Origin of the sequence: Vibrio pomeroyi, assembly GCF_024347595.1 — a bacterium.
GTDB lineage: Bacteria > Pseudomonadota > Gammaproteobacteria > Enterobacterales > Vibrionaceae > Vibrio > Vibrio pomeroyi.
The window spans coordinates 1,842,527-1,864,271 of the sequence record NZ_AP025507.1 but is presented as its reverse complement, the minus strand read 5'-3'; the positions used below and the strand labels follow the sequence as shown (position 1 = coordinate 1,864,271).

At 43.4% G+C, this 21,745-nt stretch carries 19 protein-coding genes; 12 read left to right on the top strand and 7 right to left on the bottom strand.

What is annotated here, in order from left to right; translation table 11 throughout:
- Positions 1-66: 66 nt before the first annotated feature.
- Positions 67-1,122, top strand: coding sequence for a hybrid-cluster NAD(P)-dependent oxidoreductase (locus tag OCV12_RS24145; RefSeq protein WP_261886439.1), 1,056 nt, complete (start codon positions 67-69; stop codon positions 1,120-1,122).
- Between the two features lie 195 nt (positions 1,123-1,317).
- Here the strand turns inward: OCV12_RS24145 and OCV12_RS24140 are convergent, their stop codons facing one another.
- Complete coding sequence (locus OCV12_RS24140; protein ID WP_176679967.1) at positions 1,318-2,754, bottom strand: glyceraldehyde-3-phosphate dehydrogenase; 1,437 nt, start codon at positions 2,752-2,754, stop codon at positions 1,318-1,320.
- Positions 2,755-3,580: 826 nt separating this feature from the next.
- Here OCV12_RS24140 and OCV12_RS24135 point away from each other — a divergent pair.
- Positions 3,581-6,145 carry a hybrid sensor histidine kinase/response regulator gene (locus tag OCV12_RS24135; protein ID WP_261886438.1) on the top strand — a complete coding sequence of 855 codons (2,565 nt, stop codon included), beginning with the start codon at positions 3,581-3,583 and terminating at the stop codon, positions 6,143-6,145.
- Here OCV12_RS24135 and OCV12_RS24130 read toward each other — a convergent pair.
- The 3 genes from OCV12_RS24130 to OCV12_RS24120 form a co-directional block, all read right to left on the bottom strand.
- Complete coding sequence (locus OCV12_RS24130; RefSeq protein ID WP_017075851.1) at positions 6,142-6,378, bottom strand: SMP domain-containing protein; 237 nt, start codon at positions 6,376-6,378, stop codon at positions 6,142-6,144. The genes OCV12_RS24135 and OCV12_RS24130 overlap by 4 nt on opposite strands.
- A 170-nt stretch (positions 6,379-6,548) precedes the next feature.
- The gene (locus tag OCV12_RS24125; RefSeq protein WP_261886437.1) at positions 6,549-7,175 is read right to left on the bottom strand and encodes a D-Ala-D-Ala carboxypeptidase family metallohydrolase; all 627 of its coding nucleotides are present in this window, start codon (positions 7,173-7,175) and stop codon (positions 6,549-6,551) included.
- A gap of 152 nt (positions 7,176-7,327) precedes the next feature.
- Positions 7,328-7,642 carry a DUF496 family protein gene (locus tag OCV12_RS24120; protein WP_004742367.1) on the bottom strand — a complete coding sequence of 105 codons (315 nt, stop codon included), beginning with the start codon at positions 7,640-7,642 and terminating at the stop codon, positions 7,328-7,330.
- A gap of 195 nt (positions 7,643-7,837) precedes the next feature.
- Here OCV12_RS24120 and OCV12_RS24115 point away from each other — a divergent pair, with 195 nt between their 5' ends.
- The 5 genes from OCV12_RS24115 to luxQ all read left to right on the top strand — a co-directional run bounded on the left by OCV12_RS24115 (position 7,838) and on the right by luxQ (position 13,043).
- Positions 7,838-8,038: a hypothetical protein gene (locus tag OCV12_RS24115; RefSeq protein WP_017630496.1), complete on the top strand. Its 201-nt coding sequence runs from the start codon at positions 7,838-7,840 to the stop codon at positions 8,036-8,038.
- Positions 8,039-8,101: 63 nt separating this feature from the next.
- The gene (locus tag OCV12_RS24110) at positions 8,102-8,758 is read left to right on the top strand and encodes a YceH family protein (protein WP_146490046.1); all 657 of its coding nucleotides are present in this window, start codon (positions 8,102-8,104) and stop codon (positions 8,756-8,758) included.
- Positions 8,759-9,073: a GIY-YIG nuclease family protein gene (locus OCV12_RS24105; RefSeq protein ID WP_261886436.1), complete on the top strand. Its 315-nt coding sequence runs from the start codon at positions 8,759-8,761 to the stop codon at positions 9,071-9,073. It begins immediately after the preceding gene.
- 308 nt (positions 9,074-9,381) lie between these two features.
- Positions 9,382-10,476, top strand: a complete 1,095-nt coding sequence (locus OCV12_RS24100) for an autoinducer 2-binding periplasmic protein LuxP (RefSeq protein ID WP_239829259.1) — start codon at positions 9,382-9,384, stop codon at positions 10,474-10,476.
- Positions 10,476-13,043, top strand: coding sequence for a quorum-sensing autoinducer 2 sensor kinase/phosphatase LuxQ (gene luxQ / locus OCV12_RS24095; protein ID WP_261886435.1), 2,568 nt, complete (start codon positions 10,476-10,478; stop codon positions 13,041-13,043). The genes OCV12_RS24100 and luxQ overlap by 1 nt, the downstream gene beginning before the upstream one ends.
- Before the next feature lie 60 nt (positions 13,044-13,103).
- Here the strand turns inward: luxQ and OCV12_RS24090 are convergent, their stop codons facing one another.
- Positions 13,104-13,763 carry a PilZ domain-containing protein gene (locus OCV12_RS24090; protein WP_261886434.1) on the bottom strand — a complete coding sequence of 220 codons (660 nt, stop codon included), beginning with the start codon at positions 13,761-13,763 and terminating at the stop codon, positions 13,104-13,106.
- A 194-nt stretch (positions 13,764-13,957) separates the two neighbouring features.
- On the opposite strand from OCV12_RS24090, the gene OCV12_RS24085 reads away from it, so the two are divergent.
- The gene (locus OCV12_RS24085) at positions 13,958-14,308 is read left to right on the top strand and encodes a HopJ type III effector protein (protein ID WP_261886433.1); all 351 of its coding nucleotides are present in this window, start codon (positions 13,958-13,960) and stop codon (positions 14,306-14,308) included.
- A gap of 93 nt (positions 14,309-14,401) precedes the next feature.
- On the opposite strand, the gene OCV12_RS24080 is transcribed toward OCV12_RS24085, so the two are convergent.
- Positions 14,402-14,710, bottom strand: a complete 309-nt coding sequence (locus OCV12_RS24080; protein WP_261886432.1) for a DUF1289 domain-containing protein — start codon at positions 14,708-14,710, stop codon at positions 14,402-14,404.
- Positions 14,711-14,848: 138 nt separating this feature from the next.
- Between OCV12_RS24080 and yegD the strand changes: the two genes are divergently transcribed.
- The 4 genes from yegD (at position 14,849) to OCV12_RS24060 (ending at position 19,500) form a co-directional block, all read left to right on the top strand.
- Positions 14,849-16,201 carry a molecular chaperone gene (yegD, locus tag OCV12_RS24075; protein ID WP_261886431.1) on the top strand — a complete coding sequence of 451 codons (1,353 nt, stop codon included), beginning with the start codon at positions 14,849-14,851 and terminating at the stop codon, positions 16,199-16,201.
- A gap of 539 nt (positions 16,202-16,740) precedes the next feature.
- Positions 16,741-17,796 (top strand): porin, encoded by a 1,056-nt coding sequence (locus OCV12_RS24070; protein ID WP_261886430.1) that lies wholly within the window; start codon positions 16,741-16,743, stop codon positions 17,794-17,796.
- 288 nt (positions 17,797-18,084) lie between these two features.
- Entirely contained in the window at positions 18,085-18,717 is a 633-nt protein-coding gene (locus OCV12_RS24065) for a fumarylacetoacetate hydrolase family protein (RefSeq protein ID WP_261886429.1), read from the top strand.
- 150 nt (positions 18,718-18,867) lie between these two features.
- On the top strand, positions 18,868-19,500 hold the full coding sequence (locus OCV12_RS24060; protein WP_261887127.1) for a LysE family translocator: 633 nt from the start codon (positions 18,868-18,870) through the stop codon (positions 19,498-19,500).
- Between the two features lie 107 nt (positions 19,501-19,607).
- Here the strand turns inward: OCV12_RS24060 and OCV12_RS24055 are convergent, their stop codons facing one another.
- Positions 19,608-21,314: a phospho-sugar mutase gene (locus OCV12_RS24055; RefSeq protein WP_261886428.1), complete on the bottom strand. Its 1,707-nt coding sequence runs from the start codon at positions 21,312-21,314 to the stop codon at positions 19,608-19,610.
- Positions 21,315-21,745: the final 431 nt, after the last annotated feature.

Genomic DNA, 21,745 nt, shown 5'->3' with positions numbered 1-21,745 from the left:
TCTTCGAACGTGCAGTGGCGGGGCTTTTTAGATTTAATTCTTTAGTATCAGTAAGGTGTGTGAACTATGTATGCATGGTCGGATAGTGATTCAATCAATTTAGTGTGTTTAAAGAAATGGCATGAGACGCCAGATACGGTCAGCTTTGAGCTTGGCAGTATTCCACAAGACCTACATTTCAATTTTAAGCCAGGCCAGTTCATCACCTTGGGTTTGGATATGCCGACAAAAACCGATTACCGCGCTTACTCGGTTGCTTCCTGTCCTGAAGACAATCGTTTGAAGCTGACGGTTAAGCGTGTTGAAGGCGGCTTGGTGTCTAACTTTATTGTCGATGAGCTTGATGAAGGTGATGAGGTTGCAGTTTTAAAACCTGCTGGTGGCTTTAACTGTATTGATTGCATGCCGACTGAGAGCAAGAAGGTAACGCTAGTCAGCGCTGGTTGCGGGATCACGCCAGTAATGGCGATGGTGAAGTATTGGTTGTCTCAAGATAGTGAGATGGAGATAGATTTCGTCCATATGGCGCGCAATAAGCTTGAGACTATCTATTTCGAAGAGCTTCACCAACTCGATGAAGCATATGACAACTTCAACCTTAAGTTATTGCTTAAAGATAACCAAGGCACTACAGCGCCTCAAGGTCGACTGGATAAGAACTGGTTGGTGAAACTGAGCCCAGACATCCTAGACAGAACCGTCTACCTTTGTGGCCCTGTTGGCTTTATGCAAGACATAGAAAGCTACCTGAAAGAGCTTGAGTTCAACATGGACAACTTCTATCAAGAAAGTTTTACGCCTGCTACTCAGAATGTTCAGTCAGAAGAGACACAAGTCGAGGCTTCTGGTGATACGAATAGTGCCGTTAAGGTATTTGTCCCAACGTTTGGCAAGGAAGTGGAAGCCGAGGCGGGTACGCCATTAGCCGATTCTTTAGAACAAGCGGGTGTGCCCATTATTATCGCGTGTCGCAGCGGAATTTGTGGCTCGTGTAAATGCAAAGTGACCAAAGGTTCTGTGGAATCTAGCAGCCAAGAGACACTGACAGCAGAAGAGATTGAACAAGGATACGTATTGGCGTGTTCAAGCACGATTCAGTCGGATGTTGAGGTTGAGCTATAACAGATATGAAGGGTTAGCGAGGCTGGATGTAAAAAGGCCACCTAGATCAGTTAGAGAGAGCAGATCTAAGTGGCAACCCTCTTGTTTATACGGGGGAGTAAAACAGAAGGGGTTGCGAAGCCTGAAACAGGCTTCGCAGATATAGTTATTATGTTGTGGAGCTGATTGCGCTGTGTTAGTTATAAGATCGAGATCTTAAACCGCTGGGTAAGTCTTGTAGCGAACACCCATCATCTGTTCCATACAGTGAACAACTTGGCAGCTGTAGCCAAACTCGTTGTCGTACCAAATGTAAAGAACAGCGCGGTTGTCTTGCGCGATAGTTGCAACACCGTCAACGACACCTGGGTGGCGAGAACCAACCAAGTCAGTAGATACAATCTCAGTTGAATCGGTGTAATCAATTTGAGCTGACAGAGCAGAAGACAGTGCCATTTCACGTAGGTATGCGTTTAGCTCGTCTTTGTTCGTGCCTTTCTCAAGGTTTAGGTTTGCTACTGCCATTGAAACGTTTGGCGTAGGGACGCGAATTGCATTACCCGTTAGCTTACCTTCCATCTCCGGCATCGCTTTTGATACTGCTTTTGCAGCACCAGTTGATGTCAGTACCATGTTCAATGAAGCAGCACGACCACGGCGATCACCTGAATGGAAGTTGTCGATTAGGTTTTGGTCATTCGTGAATGAGTGAACCGTTTCGATGTGACCAGACAGAACACCAAACTTGTCGTGAACTGCTTTCAATACTGGTGTGATCGCATTGGTTGTACAGCTTGCTGCAGAGATGATTGTGTCTTCTGGCTGAATCACATCTTCATTCACACCAAATACAACGTTTTTAATGTCGCCTTTGCCTGGTGCAGTAAGAAGTACTTTGCTAGCGCCGTTACAAGCAACGTGTTGGCTTAGGCCTTCCGCGTCACGCCAAACACCTGTGTTATCAACAACTAATGCGTTATCAATGCCGTAAGCGGTGTAATCTACTTCTTCTGGCTTGTTTGCGTAGATAACTTGGATGAAGTTACCGTTAACGATGATCGCTTTGCGTTCTTGGTCTACCACGATGCTGCCGTTGAATTGGCCATGCACTGAGTCACGACGTAGCAAGCTTGCGCGTTTTTCTAAATCACCATCTTTACCACCACGAACCACGATTGCACGTAAACGAAGTGGGTAACCTGGGCCGCTTTTCTCTACAAGAATACGAGTTAACAGACGACCAATACGACCGAAGCCGTACAACACAACGTCGCGAGGTTTCGTCATAGCGTCGCCTTCAAGCGAACCCATTAGAGCCGTTTGAAGGAAATCATCCATCGCGCTAAGGTCTTCGTGGTTTTCCCAGTACTGAGCGGCTAGACGACCAACATCAACGCGACATGGAGACAAGCGCATTGATAGTAGATGCTGGATAATTGGTTGAGTTTGTTCTGCGGTTAGCGGTGAGCCAGTGTAACGTTTTGCGATGCGGTGAGCTTTGATGATGTCGATAGTAGTTGCGTTAACTAAGGTCTTACCGAAGAGGATAACTTCTACGCCTTTTTGGCGGTATAACTGACCTAAAGTTGGAGCGATGGATTCAGCAATAGTTTGACTAGTTTGCCAGTCTAGGAGGTGCTTTTCGGGACTCATCTTTACTCGGGACCTTTCACGTTAAGTTTCTGCAGTCATGGCGGTTGTAGGGAAGCCAATCAGCATAGGGGGTTGAGCTATCAAGCGGTGGTCTTTAATGCCACTTAATTCTGCTTGAATGCGTTGTGTGTAACTTGTAATTTTTATGTGGCAGGATTGTAAGGTACGACTGGTTATTCTGCTAGGAAAAATAAATGTAGATAAATTATCTGCAAGTTGGCGTGATTATAGCCATAAATCAAGATTTCAGTATTAAGAAAGACTATTGACTTTAACAATCTGTAGCACTTAATTTTCGCCAAAAAATACTCAAATCAAAATATGATATGTAATAAAAGTCATACCTATCATTCAAGGTGTGATCGTTAACCCAAGTTACACGGAATTGGTAAACAATAGATAAGCTGTTCAATGGGTTTTACTGTTCGACTTTCGAATAAGCCGAGGTTGAGTGGAAAAACAGCAAGACGCAAACGATTGGATCTCACAAATTTAACCTAATTTTCGACTTTGTTGGTTTGTAGGGCGGTTATTCGCTACCTCACGGCGTTGAACCTCTTTCTCTTTTACTTGTTATGCGAGTGATAATAACTCGGTAAACCTTTCTACTTTGACCGCACTGATATCGATGCCTGTTCATTTTAAATGTCCATTCTGGACTCGGAGTATCGTTTGTTCATATCCAATTTGATCAATAACCTCTGTTAATGTCCTATTCTTAACTTAGGCTAGGTAAATTACTTTCGGGAAGGGAGTAGTTATAAAAATGATAAATATGTCAATTAGATGGCGTCTTATTTTTCTTTCCACCGTTTCTGTGTTCATTATGTTTGGATTTACAGTTAACGAAGTTCTAAAGAACGATAAGAAGATGAATCACCTTGAAACAACGCGTATTAAGGTCGAAGCGCTTCAATCTTTTAATACCATTTCAAGTAGTGCTTATCGATGGCTGGTTCTGTCTAATGACTCCCCTGAGAAAGGTCAGTTGCTATTAAAGCTGCAATCAGAAATGGACAGGCTTACTCAATATGAGGCTCGACTTCAACAGTTCGACAGCAACTGGAGCGTTGAACCGCAGTTGGTTGAGCTTAAAAGCGTGTTGATGAGGCTTGCTCAAGAGACAGAAGCCACAAACAACACACAATTGACTGAACGTGCATTCGACTTGCTAAAAGATGTATTGATGGAGTTGTCTGAATATCAAATGATCTTAGTCGATGAGGATATTGGTCAAGCTGATGCGGTGTTCGTCCATCTCACTAACTATGTATTCTGGACTCAGAGAGAAGCGTGGTTAAGCTACAGCCTGTACCGTACTCCAGAGCTAAAAAATCAATATCTACTGAGTTATGTTGGCGCTTTGGAAAGGCAACAACAGTTGTTAGATTCGTTTTTTCGATCGGGCACTCGCTCCCCGGAAATTAGAGAACTGCTAAACGCTTTCTCCAAAGATGAACTTCAAAACAGCTTCACATCACGAATCCTCGAAGGGGACTTCTCGTCACCTGAAATCTATGACCACCTCAAAGGCTTGGAACTCAAAAAACGAGCGATTTCAAAAGCGATTGGCGCTTATACCAAGCAGTTGCAGTTCGATCTAACAAAGAACATCGCGCTACAAAAAAGACAAACCTTGGTAATGACACTGCTGATTCTGGCTGCTTCAGGTGTTTTGTTGTGGCTCGGTATCGCCACCTCTCTGCGTTTAAATCGTAACCTATCGTTAATTCTTAAAGGGGTAACAGAGTGTGCAGATAGCTATGGCAAACCCAAGGTGATTCATATTCAAGGGAACGATGAGCTTGCTGAATTTACTGAAGCTCTGAACCGTGTGATGGAGCGTAACTATCATCACAACAAAGAGTTAATAAAAGCCAAAGAGGATGCTATTTCAGCGAATAAAGCGAAAAGCGCCTTTCTTGCCAATATGTCTCATGAAATTCGTACGCCGCTCAATGGGATTATCGGCATGGCGGAGATCTTGTCTCAGAGCCAGCTAAGTGCCAACCAACAAGAAGTGCTAGGGGATATTGAATCGTCTTCTCATTCGTTGTTAGTACTACTGAATGACATTCTAGACCTGTCTAAAATCGAGTCTGGCAATTTGATGTTGTCGCCTCACAATGCCGACTTGCGGGAAGCCGTGTATGACTCGGTGAGTGTGATTTTATCTAAAGCGATCAGCAAAGACATCGAACTCGACATCAACATCGACTCCCACACCCCGCCACAACTGTTCTTTGATGAGTACCGAGTTAGGCAGGTGCTCACGAACCTGTTGTCTAACGCCATCAAGTTTACGTCTAAAGGGACGATCACGACGGACATTGCTTATACGCCGATGTCTTTGGGAAGAGGGAAGCTTGAATGCAGTGTGTCGGATTCTGGGATAGGCATTGAGCCAGAGAAGTTAGAATCCATTTTTGAACCTTTTACACAAGAAGATGGCAGCATCACGCGCCAATTTGGTGGTACAGGACTTGGGCTTGCGATTTGTCGACAGCTTGTTGATTTGATGGGTGGCTATATTACTGCGCGCTCAGTGAAAGGAGAGGGCTCGACGTTCACTTTTTGTTTGTATGTCGACATTGTTGAGTCTCAGGTTCAAAGCTTCGAGAACTTGAGCTCCGTGACGGTTGTCTCGAACTCTTTCAATTACCTAGATCAATTGGTGAAAGAGTGTGAACGCTTGAATGTTCGTCCTAATGTCGTTTCATCGATTTCGGATCTCGATGACAACCTCAAAGAGAGCGACTTCATACTGTATTGCCATACGCTGCATCATTCTATGGAGAAGGATTTGGCGGCACTTAAGGCCGTATATCCACTTTCTCGCGTGATTGTGTGTCAGCATCATCTATTTAAAACCAACCTAATCACTGAGACGGTTCACTCGACTCATACCTTGCCATTTTTGGGCCGACGATTCTTCAATAGCTTGCAATCACTGGATGTCGGCGAAGAGCCAACACCGCAGGTGGAAGCAAAGGATGAAGAGGTTCGTTCGCTGAATCGACGTATTTTGATTGTTGAAGACAATCTGATGAACCAGAAAATAGCGAGCTTTTTCCTTGAACAAGCGGGTTATGAGTATTTGATTGCCAGTAACGGGCAAGAAGCGGTGGACGTGATCACTCAAGGTGCCCAATTTGATGCCATCTTAATGGATTGTATGATGCCTGTGATGGATGGCATCACCGCGACTCGAGCTATTCGACAGTGGGAATGTGAACAAGAAGCCACACCACTGCCGATCATCGCCTTAACCGCCAGTGTATTAGAAGAAGACATCAAAGATTGTTTTGAAGCGGGCATGAACGCTTACTTGCCCAAACCTTATAAATCCCACCAGTTGTATGATCTTTTCAGTAGCCTTGATATCGTCTAGCGGACTTCTAAGCCAAGGTTGTACTGTGCAAGACAGCGACCGACATAACTGATTTTCAATAATGCAGCGACCAAGATTGTGCTGATGTGAGCGACGATTTGAATCGGCAGTGAGAAGTGGTCGGCCATAGGATAAGCAACAATAATGCTGAGTAGCATAAGTAACGCGGTGATCGCTAAACTGAAGTTCGATACAGAAAGTAGAGTTTGAAAGCGTTGAGTCATAGTTTTCATATTGAATTCCTAATTGCTATTAGTTTCTTTTGATACTTAGTAGTAGCAATTAGCGTTCCAATTTTTATTTTAATTAAATATCAATAATTTAACAAAATCCTCCTAGTGATTCGAGTCAAAAAGACACTGAAGTTAATCATGTCTTTTTGACTCCGCAGTGTCTTTTATTGTTACCAGTTTCTGAAGCCGCAGGTGTCGATGTGGAATCGAACGCCGGCGTATAGACCTAATCCTACGTTATTCTTCTGACCGTATTCAGCGTGAATTTTTTTGAGTTTAACGTGCAAATCTGCTCGAGAAATACCGTTGGCTGGGACAAGGTCTAAGGCGCAGAACTCTAAGTGTTTACTTTGTAAGGCACCGCCAGCTTGTTGATTATAGAGCTTTGAACGTTCACCAGAAACAGGAATAACCACACCGATTTCAGGCTCGATATATTGTTGAATGTACTTCAAGGTGTTGATCATGTTGGGCACATGTTTTTTGTTGGGGAGTGTAAACAAGGTGGTGTTACTCATTGCCCAGTCTGTCCCTTGCAACAACACCAGATGTAAAGGCATGCTTTGTGTGATCCCCGCACCTTTGAGCTGTTGCCCGATCTCTCTTACTTGGTCTTCTGCGTGGTTAAGCAACATCCAACCACGAAATGCCGAACGAGTCGGAACCTTGTAGCCATGAACGTCCACCACGAGGTCTTCGTAGGTGATTTCAGTCTCTTCGGTATACAGCCTTTCAAATTCTTCAGGGTAAGGCTGAGTCGTTGATAGCGCTAAGGTAATCAGGATGCTTGAGTACATAAGGTGGCTCCATTACTTACGTTGGCTTTGCTAGTGATATTTGAATCAGTAAATGCGTAAGCTTAAGTATAGACACTGGAATTTATGTACAAAAAAACCCACTACAAAGAGTGGGTTACTAACATTATTACAAGTTAATCAACGAGGTGAGATTATTTCTTACCTTGGATTTGCTTGTCTTCTTCTGTTAGTTCACGAATGCGGCGGCTGATGTCGCGACGAGCTTTAGAAATCTCTGCACTCTTGATGATGTGATCATCAACGCGGTCTTCGTAGTCTGCTTTCATGTTTTTGATAATGCCTAGGATCTCATCGTGAGTCATCTCTGGCTTGATGTAATCAAGTAGGTTATCAAGAAGGTCGACACGCTTGCGGTTGTCACGAACTTTCTTTTCGTTGTCTAAAAGTTCACGCTTAAGTTTGTTCTTACGTCGTGCTTGGTTAACAATTTCAAATACGCTGCTCATAGATTCCTTTTCCTATTCGTCAAATACGTTGTCTGGTTCTGATTAAAGCACATCAATTGATGATGTAACAGTCTTTAGATCAAAGCAAAAGTAAGGTTGTTTAATTATTCGTCACTCTCGCTGATGTGTGATTGTTTTTATCTCACCGATCAAGTTAGTATCCCATGTAGATACTGCATTGATACGAAATGTGAAATGAATCAACAACAATTAGAAACCGAAGAATTGGACGATAACGTCACTGAATCTTCAGCAGAACAAAACAAGCTTCGTGATGCGTATGTACAAGAGCGTACTTATTTGGAAGTCGTGGAAATAGAGCTAAACCGTTCTAAGATCATAATGATTGATGAACAAGGCAGAAAGAAACGAGTACCGATTTTGTCTGAGCACTAGTCCTAAGTGGCTGCATTGTTAGGTGTTGAGATGGAATTATCAAAATAATAAAAAGGAAAAACGATGAACACAGTACTTTCCCCAATTGAAGCGAGAATTATTGGTTGCTTGATCGAGAAAGAAGTCACTACTCCCGATCACTACCCATTAACACTGAACAGCTTAACAACGGCTTGTAATCAAAAGAGTAACCGTGAACCTGTTCTTTCACTGTCTGAATCAGACGTTTTAGATGCGGTTGATGGTTTGATTTCGCGCCGCATGGTAAGCGATGAAAGCAGTTTCAATAGCCGCGTAAACAAATATCAACATCGTTTCTGCAACACGGAATTTGGTGATCTGCAATTTACTGAGCAAGAACGCGCAATCATCTGTTGTATGTTGCTGCGTGGCGCGCAAACTCCAGGTGAACTCCGTACTCGAACTGGCCGCCTAGCGAACTTCAGTGATGTGAAAGAGGTGGAAGCGACACTTGAGAAGCTAGCTGCAAGAGAAGCGGGCGCATTGGTTGTGAAACTCCCTCGTGAAGCGGGCAAGCGTGAATCACGTTACCAACATCTGTTGAGCGGTGAAGTGGATGTTGAAGCGTTTGCGACGGCATCGGTAAGCGCGGCAGCACCTTCTGCATCGAATGAAAAGTTTGAAGAATTAGAGTCAGAAGTCGCAAGCCTACGAGCAGAAGTGGCAGAGCTTAAGGCTCTGGTTGAATCGCTGCTTTAGATGTCTGAATCTGATAAAAATGCGGATTGGGTCGTGTACTTGATCCGCAATCGTCACAATGCTCTTTATTGTGGAGTGACGAATAATTTAAATCGCCGTTTTGAACAGCATCAGACAGGTAAAGGCGCAAAAGCCTTAAAAGGGAAAGGCCCGCTTAAGTTGGTTTGGAGTTTCGATGTTAGGTCAAAAAGTGAGGCATTGAAAACCGAATACGCGATCAAACAATTACCCAAATCTCGTAAAGAAAAATTGGTATCACTCAAACTAATCATTGAATGGCAAGAAGACCAAATTCAATATATCGAAGTCTCATAATTCATAGCTAAAACATTCGTTATTGACTAAATATTAATAATATTTGGTTTCATATGGATTGTAATTAACTGTTTGAATTTAAATGATAATTCACTTTTGTTTGATCGGGCTAATTTCACTATCTAACACGCTAACCCTAATCTCTATTCCAAATTAACATTTTGCCCATTTAGAATGTCGTTCTAATTAGTGCTAGACGCTATCATTTCTAATCGTTGTCCTACATAATATCGTTCAGCCATACAAAGATATGGTGTCATGCTAGGTTAAAAAATGAGCCAAAGTAGCTCATATAAAACGAGAAAAATATGAAACGTTTACTGATGTTGTTTGGACTTGCCGTATTTTCTGCATCCGCTCTCTCCCATGGTACTCATGTCCTCAATGGGTACTGGGAATACCAAGATTATCTTTCCAAGTTTCCAGAACAAAAAATATTGACCGATAAAATGGTCGAAGCTGTGCAAAACCACCCAGTGCCATTGAGGCGACCTCAAGATCGACCGATCACGATCTCGGTTGTGTATCCAGGTCAACAGATCTCTGATTATTGGGTTCGTAATATCCAAGCGTTTGAGAAGCGCCTTGATAAACTGAGAATTAACTATCAGATAAATCAGGTATTTACTCGTGTTAATGCCGATCTCACTCAGCAAAGTATTTCTTTGCAAGAGGCGATCGAGAACAAAACGGATTACTTGATCTTTACCTTAGATACCACGCGGCACCGTAAGTTTATCGAACATGTGTTGAGTTCTACCGATACTAAGCTGATCTTGCAAAATATCACCACACCGGTACGTGCTTGGGCAGATAGACAGCCATTTATGTACGTGGGTTTTGACCACGCGACAGGCAGTTTAAAACTGGCAGATTATTTTAAAGAAGTGAGTCAACCAGACAGCAAATACTCTGTGTTGTACCGCTCTGAAGGTTATATCAGTGATGCTCGTGGAGATACCTTTATCCATGAAGTGAACACCGACACCAACTTTGCCCTCAAGTCTTCGTTTTACACAAAGTCAGACAAAGAGACCGGCTACCAAGCGGCTAAAATCAGCATAGCGAACGATAAGGATCTAGACTTTATCTATGCATGTGCAACCGATGTCGCTCTAGGCGCGGCAGAAGCGATTCGTGAATCTGGTCGAGACATCTTAGTGAATGGTTGGGGAGGCGGTTCCGCTGAGCTTGAAGCTCTTGCGAGAGGTGACTTAGATGTGACCGTTATGCGTATGAACGACGACACCGGTATTGCGATGGCAGAGGCGATCAAATGGGATCTTGCTGGGTTGGAAGTTCCTACCGTTTACTCTGGTGAATTTGAAGTCGTGACCAAAGAAGATTCTCCAGAACGTATTTCAGAACTAAAACAGCGAGCATTTAGGTACTCAGGTCAATAATGAAGAAAAGCTACGCCAGTACACCAAGGAACACCTTAGCCAAACTCATTACGCGTATCATTATTTTAGTGATAGGCGTGATGGCGCTCGGCGTGCTTATTCACAATTATGAAACCAGCAGCAGCATCGTAAAGCAAGAGACCAATCGAACCGTTCAGCAGACCTCTAGTCTGATTCAAAACATGTTTGATTACCGCTTGTCGGTGCTGCAAATCCACCAAGACAGTAGCTCACACAGCGAAACACTAAAAGAGTATTTTGAAACAGGTAATGAAGAGGCTCTGAGCTACTTTTTCTTTGGTGTTGACCAACGTGAACCTGACCATGCACCGGATTTACGTTTTGTTTCTACTCATGATGGTTTGGCGTGGGAAGATGGAAACGGTCAGTTTTATGGTTTGGATACATCGAGCTTAAAACATATTTCAGATGAGGTGTCGTTCAGCAGTAACTGGCATTTCATCAAACTCATGACAGATATCGGCAAACGCCATTTATTGGCTCGTCGAACCCCAATTGTTGATAACAATACCGGGGAGGTACTTGGTCAGCTTTATATCGCGATAGTGTTAGATAATAACTTCTCTCTTGCAGAGTCTATCCAGCAGGGAAGTAACTGTGAGAATATCGTAATTGAAGCGCATGGCACTCCTGTGACATCGACATTCAGTGGCGATGAAAGCTACACCATAGCCGATATCCTCAATTATCAAATTTACGAGCAATTGCCTCGACATTTCGTCACCATTGCAACCATCAAGATCAATGCGGTTGAAACGCCTCTCATCATTCGCGCGGTGCAGAAGAATACCAACTTCATCGCGCTAGAAGAGAACTATGAGCGAGCAATCATTGTTGTGATTGTGGTGATCGTATTCATGTCTTTCTTTGCGCGCGCTTGGATTCAGAGAAGGGTCGCGGCGGAGCTGGATAAATTGATGGACTTCACTCGTTCTGCCAGTGATAGCGAAGAGTACAATAAGTTCGACGGCTCTAATATCTTCGAATTTCACCACATTGGTTGTACGCTTGAAGACACGTTTGAACGCTTGTCTGAACAGAACCAGAAGTTCCAAGACCTCTTCAACTTTGCTCATTCGCCGATTCTGGTATGGTCTGATAAAGGCGATTTAATTCAGATGAACCCAGCGGCACGAATGGCGTTGTTTGATGACGATGACAACTATGGCGCTATGGCTCAAGAGTTTGAGCATCGTATGCTGCCGAACATTCAAATGGTGGTTCAAGGAGCAAAGCTAACCGGTATTAATGTGCCTATTGGCGAAAAGGTATTTCGTTGGAATATGTCGGCCATTCGTGTTGAGCACGGCATCACAGGTGTGGTGGTACAAGGGCAAGACATCACTAAGCTGATAGAGGCAGAGAGACAAGCCGATCGAGCAAGAGAAGAAGCTGAGCACCTTGCTAATGTGCGTGCTGATTTCTTAGCGAAGATGAGCCACGAGATTCGCACACCACTGAACGGTATTCTGGGTGTGTCTCAATTGCTTAAACGCTCGATACACAGTGAAGATAATCGTGAACAAGTCGATGTACTTTGTAATAGTGCGGAACATCTACTGGCGGTACTTAACGATATTTTGGACTTCTCAAAGATCGAGCAGGGGCAGTTCAATATCCAAAAGAAAGATTTCCGCTTGGGCGAGTTGGTCAACACCTTAGACAGCATCTATCGCCCGTTGTGTGAAGACAAGTCGGTTACGTTTACCATAGTGAACCACTTGGTAGACGACATCGAAATCAACACCGACCAAGTCCGTCTAAATCAGATCATGTTTAATCTGCTAAGTAACGCGCTTAAGTTTACTCACCAAGGGGGCATTTCGGTCAGCTTTGAGCTCGAAAGCATCTTCAATTCCGATCAAGCCAGTTTAATTGTGCGAGTGAAAGACACAGGGATTGGTATCGATGAAAGCAAGATAGACGCAGTGTTTGAACCCTTTGTTCAGGCAGAAGAGACCACTACTCGTGAGTATGGCGGTACTGGCTTGGGGTTAACGATTGTAAAAAACCTTGTTGATATGCTGGAAGGGGATATTCAAGTCCGCAGTCATATCGGTCGAGGTTCTGAGTTCATCATCGAAATTCCTGTGGAAATTCACTCTAAACCATTAATCGATGTGAAGCCGCAATCTGATATTGAACCTGAAGCATTGTTTAGTCGATCTTTGATGGTTCTGCTGGTGGAAGATAACCACACCAATGCTTTTATTGCTCAGGCTTTCTGCAAAAAGTACGGAATGGTGGTCACTTGGGCAAAAGATGGCTTGGAAGCGATCGAGATGGCGAAAACCACAACCTATGACCTTATTTTGATGGATAACCAACTCCCGAACCTCGGTGGTGTTGAAACCACACAACAACTCAGAGAGGACATTGGTGTCGTTGCGCCTATTTACGCGTGCACTGCCGATGCTCAAGAGTCGACGCGAGACAGCTTCATGGCTGCTGGGGCGAATTACGTGATTGTAAAACCCATTAAAGAAGAGTCACTCCACCAAGCCTTTGTGCACTTCAAAAACTCATATTGGAATGAGGCAAGCTAAGTAGTTATGCGTTTAAGCCGTGCTTTAGCGAGGTAGTGTTTCGAAGCAGAAGCTTAAAGCCTAAATAGAGCCTGTTACAAAAGCTTGCTCTAAAAGCAGTGTTTTTAACTCATCACTCATATCTAAGTGCTCGGGGAATTGGATGCCTAATAGCCAACCCTGTCCCTGCCTTTTCTTACTCACCACTTTGTAAACTAGGTCATCATCTAAGTGTTCGTTTAAGAGTGAATTGACCTTTATTTTCCAGCCTACGTCGATGTCTGATTGCTGCGTAAGATAGATCCCGCAACCTGATACTGAAAAATCAACCAGAGTGGCATCTAATGACAAGGTGTCAAAGGTCACTTCACAGTTGAGTCGTACCTTGTATCTTTCGTGTTCACGGATCGGTTTAGTGGCAAAGTTAGAGGGTGGACGCAGGAAGATAAGATGCGCAGGGGAGGTGATATGAGCCAATACATTGGTCTTAAATGCGACGATGTGACCAAGCTCAGTATCAGTAATAGCGCGAACAATAATATCGACGTTGATGAGCTTTCTGAGTGTCAGTGCTTCGGTCGCTTTTTGTGACAGCTCAAGGATAAGGTACTGATCTTGTTTGTGTCCGATATAGAGCGTACTGATCTGGATTGAGTCGTCTGGGCCAAATTCCAATACACCTGCTGTTTTTGTACCTGGTTTTAGGTATCTGAACAGTTCTAAGTTTTTATCTTTATGCATATTCGTTACTGAACAATGTTAACCATCTGATAAAATAATATAACGTCCTGATAAAACTATGTCATTAGTTTCATTGAAGTAATTATACTAGCAGGGCTAAAAAATGAATCGCTTAGCCAACTAAACAACGGCTTACTCTTATCGAAAAAAAAGATACACTGCTGTACGTTACATACTTGATGGAGAAATAGTAAATGGAACTGGAAACCCTATTAAGCACGTTAGCTGAAACCCCGGAAAGCGTGCAGTTTGAAGATACAATGCAAGTGATAGAAGCACACTATGACTTTTCAGAGTGTGAATTTCGCAACGGTGATGTTGTGAATGCCGCCGGTCAGAATAATGGTTCGTGTAAGATTTTTGCTTTTGGTTTAGAGCAAGGCCTTTCAGCAGAGCAGACATTGGCTTGTTTTGGCCAGTATTACCGTAATGACGTATTAGGTTTTCCTGAGAATACCGACCATCAAAATATTCGTAACTTCATGACTCATGGTTGGAGTGGGGTAGACTTTTCTCAGCTTGCATTGGTTTTAAAGACGAAGTAAACACTCACTAAGCAATACATATTTTGAAGCGAGAAAATCATATCTCGCTTCTTTAACTGCATAAGAACAGCTGTATATGAACAGGTGTGCGAATTACTGAATCGGTTGTGCAGACAGGCACTTACGACACATGCAGACACTCGCTTTTGGAATATCGTTCGTGTCGCGCTTCTCTAATTCAAAACACCAACACGTGTCTTTACCAGCGCTGATATCGCATTGAGCGGGTTCATTACATTGGGGACACTGGTGAGTTGAACTCGCGCCACTGACGTTATCCATAACAGAATCTCTTTCATTCTCAGATAAGTCTTTCCAACCTATAATTTCATCCATTGTGCGAAAGCAGCCGCTACACATACCGCCATTATTTTTACAAGCCGCTCGGCAAGGTGTTTTCATCTATCTGACCCATGATTTATTTGGGCTGAAATGTAGCATATTTGTTTCCTTTTTAAGAGTCATCAAACCAAAAAATGACCTCGTAATTTTAAGGCTTTTCATGTAGCATCTCGCCCCTTTTGTTGCGTGGGGGATATTATGTTTATTGGATTTGATTATGGAACAGCGAACTGTTCTGTCGCGGCGATGGTTAATGGAGAACCAAGCCTGTTACCACTAGAAGGTAACAACCACTATATTCCCTCCACTGTGTTTGCTCCTACTCGTGAGAGTGTTTCTGAACATCTATTTCGCCATTTAAACATCAAGCCAAGTGATGCGGTTGGTGAGCAAGTGTTACGACGTGCGATTGCATTGAACCGAGAAGAGAGTATCGACCTAGAGCCGGAAGATATGGCATTTGGTCAGGCTGCATTAGACCTATATTTAGAAGACCCTCGTGATGTTTATTACGTTAAGTCTCCTAAGTCTTTCCTTGGTGCAAGTGGTCTGCACGATGTACAGGTCAGCTTTTTTGAAGATTTAGTGTGTGCCATGATGGCCAATATTAAACACCAAGCCGAGCGCACGACTCAAGCACAGATCAAACAAGCGGTTATTGGCCGACCAATTAACTTTCATGGTCGAGGTGGTGAAGACGCAAACAGGCAAGCAGAAAACATCCTCACTCGCGCCGCTAAGCGTGCTGGCTTCCTTGATATCGCCTTTCAATTTGAGCCCGTAGCCGCAGGCCTAGATTACGAAAGCACCTTAACTGACAACCAAACGGTATTGGTGGTCGATATTGGTGGTGGTACGACCGACTGTTCATTGTTAGAAATGGGGCCGAGTTGGTCTGGTCAAGCAGATCGCACACAGAGCTTACTGGCACATAGTGGGCAAAGGGTAGGGGGTAATGACCTCGATATTTATCTAGCGTTTAAACAATTGATGTCACCTTTCGGGATGGGCAGTAAAGGGATCTCTGGTATTGATATGCCGTTGACTCAATTCTGGAACCCAATTGCGATTAACAATGTAGAAGCTCAGAAGAACTTCTATTCTCGTGAAAACCTTGCAGCGTTGAAGTTACTTCGTAAAGAAGCGTCAGAACCTCAAAAGTTAGATCGCTTGATGAAAGTTTATCACGACACTCTAGGCTACGGCATTGTTCGCCGCGCGGAAGAAACCAAGATTGCGCTAGCAGAATGCGCTCAGTATCGAACAGCGATTAACGTTGCTTCTGAGTTGGTTGAGGTGGATATCTCAGTTGAACAGATGATCGATGCAATCGAAACGCCAAAGTCTAAGATGATTGAGTTGGTGAAAGAAGCGATGCAACAGGGTCAGAAAAAGCCAGATGTCATCTACATGACAGGTGGTTCAGCTCGTTCGCCAATACTGCGTGAAGCCGTACAACAAGCTGTGCCAAATGTTCCTATTGTGAGTGGCAATTATTTTGGTTCTGTAACTGCTGGCCTGGCTCGTTGGGCTGAGGTTTGTTTTAAATAACAGCTTGATTCGTTTAGCTCCGATAGGGCTATTACGTACTTAGAAAAATGGTAAATAGGGTAATTGGTCTTCGACTGGTTGCCCTTTTTTGTGTCTAACGCTCTAGCTTGATAGCTGTGGTTTATCCATATATTAGTGAGTTCAGCTTGGGCTTCGCTAGTAAGCTTTAGTTTGAAAGTTTTCTAGTAGGTCCTAAATGTTACAGAATGTTTCATTGTCAAGTTTCTCCTATTCATCGACGGTTCACTCTTTCTTTTCTTTGATTTTAAATGCTTTTTTAGTGATTTAAAAACCAAAAAATCGCTTTGACCAATATAAATAAAACACAAAAACTTTCTTGTGGTTGTGTTTTATTTTCTTGTTTTTAAAGTGATTTTTGTTTTTTATAGCATTGTTGTTTTTATTTTATATATTTTAATGCAACTTTTTTGTCATTCATCGATTAGTGTTTGCCTACTTGTTAAATGCAGGTAACAACTTCTTCGTAAGCACGAGGTTGTTAGTGAATAACTCACCCAGTTACATAATGGACATGACAAATGAATAAGAAACTTTTAGCGCTAGCAATTTCTGGTGCAGTATTTGGTACACAGGCAGTTGCAGTAGAACTTTACAACGAAGACGGCACAACATTCTCAGTTGGCGGTCACGTTTCAGTTGCAGTTGGTGATGTAAACAGCGACGATCGTCAAAACAGCGATGACATCGGTGTTGAAACTGTTTCTCCACGTATCAATTTCGGTGCAACTCACGAACTTGGTAACGGCTTTACTGCTGATGCTAAAGGTGAATGGGCGCTAAACATGCTAGACGGTGGTGATGAGTCATTCACTACTCGTCTTGGTTACGTTGGCCTTTCTCACGATGATTACGGTCGTGCAGCTGTTGGTACTCAATGGGCACCTTACTACAACGTTGCTGGTGTTGCCGATATGCCAATCGCTTTCGCGAATGACTTCATCTACGAAGATCACGGCAACCTAGGTACTGGTCGTGGTGAAGAGATGGTTAGCTACGCTAATGCTATCGATTTCGGTAACGCGGGCTCTCTAGGTCTTGGTGTTGCATGGCAAGGTCGTAAGGTTGAAAGCACTGGTCTGTTAACTCAAAATGAATATGGCAACCGTGGTCAAATCGCTTTGAACTACTCTATTGCCGACTTCACAGCAAACTACGCGTACAATGGCGGTGATGTAAACTACTCGGGTGTTTCTGGCTCTAAGACTGCTGACTCTCACGTAGTAAGTGCAACTTACGGTTCATACGGTTCAGAAGGTCTTTTCCTTGCTGGTGTTTACGCAATGAACAACTACATGAACACTGGTAACAAGCAGATTCTTGAAGAGTCAGTTGCTATTGAATTACTAGCGTCTTACGCTCTTTCTAACAGCCTGAACCTAAGCGTTAACTACGAAGCTGTAGAAGACGACAAGAAGAGCGAAACTGTGTACAGCACAACTGCTCTACAAGCTGAATACAACTTCACATCTCAGTTCGTAGGCTTCGCTGGTTACCAATTCGACCTACAAGGTTCTGGTGAGTACAAAGAGAAAGCTGACGACCAATGGCTACTTGGTGCTCGTTACTACCTATAAGTCGCAGACTGATTTAGCATAGTGTTTACTCCTTAGGTTTACCTTTTAGGATACTGTCCTAGACACCATGCTAAGCCCTCTCAAACCCTTTGGTTAGAGAGGGCTTTTTTCGTTTTGGACTTTTGTCTTGAATTGTCATTTCGCACTGTTGCGACCTTCGTATAAACACTTTCAAATCATCGAATTGAGCTAAAGATCAGAATTTAGATCTTAGTAACCATCTTGTCGAAGACTCTCATTTTGTGATGCGGTAAACTCTGCATTCCAAAAATAGTTCAGGGACAAACTATGAGCAGCGTTGTAGATCAAGAACAATTGATGAATTCGAAACGAACCGCAACACCAACCAAGGTGCTGTGTGTTGGGCGTAACTATGTCGATCACATTGAAGAACTTAACAACGCGATCCCTGACTCTATGGTGGTGTTCAATAAACCAAGCACCAGTGTGACTTCCTCTCTCTCTTCATTCCATCAAGAAGCACTGCACTATGAAGCTGAAATCTGCTTTATCGTTGAAAATGGCCAATACTCAGCTGTGGGCTTAGGGTTAGACCTCACCAAACGTGAGCTACAAGGTAGCTTAAAAGCGAAAGGCTTACCTTGGGAGCGCGCCAAAGCGTTTGATGGTTCAGCCGTTTTTAGTCGCTTCGTTCCAACTGATAACTTAGATCTAACGGACTTGAATCTAGAACTGTTTATTAACTGTGTTCGTGTTCAGAAAGGACATGTTGAGCAGATGCTTTACTCTCCACAAACTATCCTAGAAGAGCTGTCTTCTTATACCACCTTGCTCGATGGCGATGTTGTGATGACGGGTACGCCAAAAGGTGTTGGTGCTGTACACAGAGGCGATATCTTCCTTGGTCGCCTAAAGTATGGCGATACGACATTGATTGAGATCGAGTGGGTAGCAAGTTAGTTAGCCTTTTCAACTAAGTTAATAAATTGGCTTTGTTGTTTAATATTAGTTTTTAATTCGAGTAAATAAACGTCGAACAACTGATTGCATCTGGAAGGGTGTTGGTAATTGATATAAAATCCGCCTCCGTTTTTATCAATGCTGAAACCCATGATCGACTTAACCATTTTACCTGTCTACCTGACTGCTGTTGTTGCACTTCTCCTTTTACCTGGCCCTGATATGTTACTGATTGCGAGTTCAAGCATGAGCTATGGCCGTAAGGTCGGCGTGTTTGCAAGCCTAGGCAATGCGACTTCTGGAATCATTCTGACAGTATTAGCGGCTATGGGTGTATCAGCGTTGATCGCAATGAGCCCAATAGCGCTTAAAGCTCTCCATTTGTTAGGCGGCGCGTACTTGTTGAAAATGGGGTGGGATTGCCTGCGAACAGAGCAGGGTAATGCGCCGGAGCTAACCGATAATTTTGCTGCAAAAGCCTATTACCAAAGGGCGTTGATCAGTAACCTGCTGAACCCTAAGGCTTTAGTGTTTTTTGTGATGTTTTTACCTCAGTTCGTTTCGACAAATATTGAAGCGACTTCGGGCGAGCAAATGTTAGTACTTGGTTTGCTACTGAATGTCTTAGGTTTAACGTTCAATTTCTTGTTAGTAGCGTTGGTTGGTACGATTGGTAAGTCTCTGGTAGAAAATGCTAAGTTTCGCACTTATCAGCAGAAAGTGATGGGTGGCGTATTCATCGTGTTGGCGGTTTGGATGTTGTCTTCATTCTTTACTTCGTGAAGTTCCAAATCGAACGTATTATCACGCGGTTAGCCGCCGAGAGAAAAATGGACGCTTAGAGCGTCCATTTTTTGTTTTTAGCCGTTATATGTTGAACAAACCAGTCGTTAAGAATTCAGTTCTTGCTGGTGTTGTTCTATGAGTTTGTCCATATACTCTTCGCCACGTAGACGAGTTTCATCGTAGGTTTCTGAACCTTCGAATTTTGTCACCGTTTCATAGTAAACCTTAACTTTTGGCTCAGTGCCGGAAGGTCTTACGATAATGCGTGATCTGTCTTCGAGATGATATATGAGTACGTCACTTGCGGGCAGGTTAATCGCCTCAGTATTACCACCGATAACAAAGCGTAACGATGATTGCAGATCTTCAATCACTGATACAGCGACACCATTGATTGTTTTGGGTTGTGCTGCTCTAAGCTTCGAACCTATCGATGGTGAATCTGGGTCAAGCGCGATACTGCGTTGTGCGTTGGTGTGAACACCATGCTCCAACGAGATCTGAGCAAGAAGATCCCAAACCGATCTACCTTGAGATTTGAGCTCTTCAACCAGTTGAGCGAAAACAACGATAGCAGATAACCCATCCTTATCTCGAACCTGAGTACCAATCGTATAGCCTAGCGCTTCTTCATAGGCGAATAAGAACTCATTGTTTTCGTCTTCTAATTGCATTCCAATGTTGGCCAGCCATTTAAACCCAGTCAGTGTCTGGAAATAAGTAGCACCATGAGCATTCGCAACTTTTTCAAGCAGCGTTGATGAGACGATACTATTACCAACCAACTGATTTTTAGTGTGCGCCTTTGACAACAAGTAGTGCGCGAATAACACACCTACTTGATCACCCGTGAGCATTTTGTACGAGTCGTCTTCAGTTCTGACCGCAACCGCGAATCGGTCTGCATCTGGATCGTTGGCACAAGCTATGTCTGCATCGACACTTTTTGCCAGGTTCACCACAAGATCCATTGCCCCTTTTTCTTCCGGGTTAGGGAAGTTGACGGTCGGGAAGTTACCATCGGGTTCTCTCTGTTCTGCAACGCTGAATACCTTGTGGAAACCAGAATCATGGAGAAGATCTTCAGCCATTTGCGCGCCTACACCATGCATGGCGGTGTAGGTGATGGTAGTGTTCGCCGATTCAATATCTTTACTCACATACGGACTTTGGTTGATCGCAGCGCGATACGTTTGGTAATAGCCCTCAGTTAACCACACTAACTTGCCTTGTGCTTCCGCGTCACTCAGGCTCAGTAAAGGAATCGGCTTAGTCGATGCGATATCGATTTCAGAGGCAATGCCAGCATCATGCGGTGGAATGATTTGAGCACCATTCTCCCAGTACACTTTGAAGCCATTGTATTCTGGCGGATTATGGCTAGCAGTGACCACAACGGCTGCGGCTGCGTTGAAATGCTCAATGCCGAAAGCAACGATAGGAGTTGCTGCGACATTCGAGGTTAAGTAAACCTTAATGCCCAAAGCCGTGAGTACAGAAGCGGTATCAATAGCGAATTGCTTTGAATCTAAGCGGCCGTCATAGCCCACAACAACACCACGAATCTTGGCATTTGCAACGTGCTCTATCAAATAGTGACCAAGCCCAGTCGCGGTTTCTTGTATCACTAAGCGATTCATTCTATTTGGACCGCATCCCACTTTGCCTCGAAGACCTGCTGTTCCGAACTCTAATCGCTGCGTAAAGCGGTCTTCTAATTCGTCGTGCATTCCTTCATCTATGAGGTGTTGAAGCTCTTCACGAGTTCTCGGGTCTGGGTCTCTCGCTAACCAATTCATTGCATCTTGCATAATCACTAAACCTTTTAATGTCTGTATGACTTACTGTTGATTTAACTTAAGTGATATTGATTATCATTTCTATGAAAGCAATCGTAAAACTCGATATAAAATAAATTCCAACGGCAAGAGGGCATGCAGCTTAGTCACTTCAAATAATTGACTGTTTAGTAAGTAAACTTACCTTGAACAATTGGATATCACTAACTAGCCTTTTACATAAATATAACAAAATTTAACAAATTCGCCGTTTTTGAATCTTTCATGGAAACCTCTAACGCTTTTGATCCGTATTGGCTCATGGGGCGATAGGAGGTTGATAGTGCTTTAAAGCTGTCTCCATGTGAGTTGTATATTGAGATTCAGCCTTTTCATGTGTAGTCGGGATAACAATGAATGTTGTCTGGCTGGTTATGGCATATAGCTTGTAATGAAACTTAGCT

Coding starts and splice junctions, on each gene's coding strand:
- OCV12_RS24145 (WP_261886439.1), top strand. CDS start 67: ATGTATGCATGGTCGGATAGTGATTCAATCAATTTAGTGTGTTTAAAG.
- OCV12_RS24140 (WP_176679967.1), bottom strand. CDS start 2,754: ATGAGTCCCGAAAAGCACCTCCTAGACTGGCAAACTAGTCAAACTATT.
- OCV12_RS24135 (WP_261886438.1), top strand. CDS start 3,581: ATGTTTGGATTTACAGTTAACGAAGTTCTAAAGAACGATAAGAAGATG.
- OCV12_RS24130 (WP_017075851.1), bottom strand. CDS start 6,378: ATGAAAACTATGACTCAACGCTTTCAAACTCTACTTTCTGTATCGAAC.
- OCV12_RS24125 (WP_261886437.1), bottom strand. CDS start 7,175: ATGTACTCAAGCATCCTGATTACCTTAGCGCTATCAACGACTCAGCCT.
- OCV12_RS24120 (WP_004742367.1), bottom strand. CDS start 7,642: ATGAGCAGCGTATTTGAAATTGTTAACCAAGCACGACGTAAGAACAAA.
- OCV12_RS24115 (WP_017630496.1), top strand. CDS start 7,838: ATGAATCAACAACAATTAGAAACCGAAGAATTGGACGATAACGTCACT.
- OCV12_RS24110 (WP_146490046.1), top strand. CDS start 8,102: ATGAACACAGTACTTTCCCCAATTGAAGCGAGAATTATTGGTTGCTTG.
- OCV12_RS24105 (WP_261886436.1), top strand. CDS start 8,759: ATGTCTGAATCTGATAAAAATGCGGATTGGGTCGTGTACTTGATCCGC.
- OCV12_RS24100 (WP_239829259.1), top strand. CDS start 9,382: ATGAAACGTTTACTGATGTTGTTTGGACTTGCCGTATTTTCTGCATCC.
- luxQ (WP_261886435.1), top strand. CDS start 10,476: ATGAAGAAAAGCTACGCCAGTACACCAAGGAACACCTTAGCCAAACTC.
- OCV12_RS24090 (WP_261886434.1), bottom strand. CDS start 13,763: ATGCATAAAGATAAAAACTTAGAACTGTTCAGATACCTAAAACCAGGT.
- OCV12_RS24085 (WP_261886433.1), top strand. CDS start 13,958: ATGGAACTGGAAACCCTATTAAGCACGTTAGCTGAAACCCCGGAAAGC.
- OCV12_RS24080 (WP_261886432.1), bottom strand. CDS start 14,710: ATGAAAACACCTTGCCGAGCGGCTTGTAAAAATAATGGCGGTATGTGT.
- yegD (WP_261886431.1), top strand. CDS start 14,849: ATGTTTATTGGATTTGATTATGGAACAGCGAACTGTTCTGTCGCGGCG.
- OCV12_RS24070 (WP_261886430.1), top strand. CDS start 16,741: ATGAATAAGAAACTTTTAGCGCTAGCAATTTCTGGTGCAGTATTTGGT.
- OCV12_RS24065 (WP_261886429.1), top strand. CDS start 18,085: ATGAGCAGCGTTGTAGATCAAGAACAATTGATGAATTCGAAACGAACC.
- OCV12_RS24060 (WP_261887127.1), top strand. CDS start 18,868: ATGATCGACTTAACCATTTTACCTGTCTACCTGACTGCTGTTGTTGCA.
- OCV12_RS24055 (WP_261886428.1), bottom strand. CDS start 21,314: ATGCAAGATGCAATGAATTGGTTAGCGAGAGACCCAGACCCGAGAACT.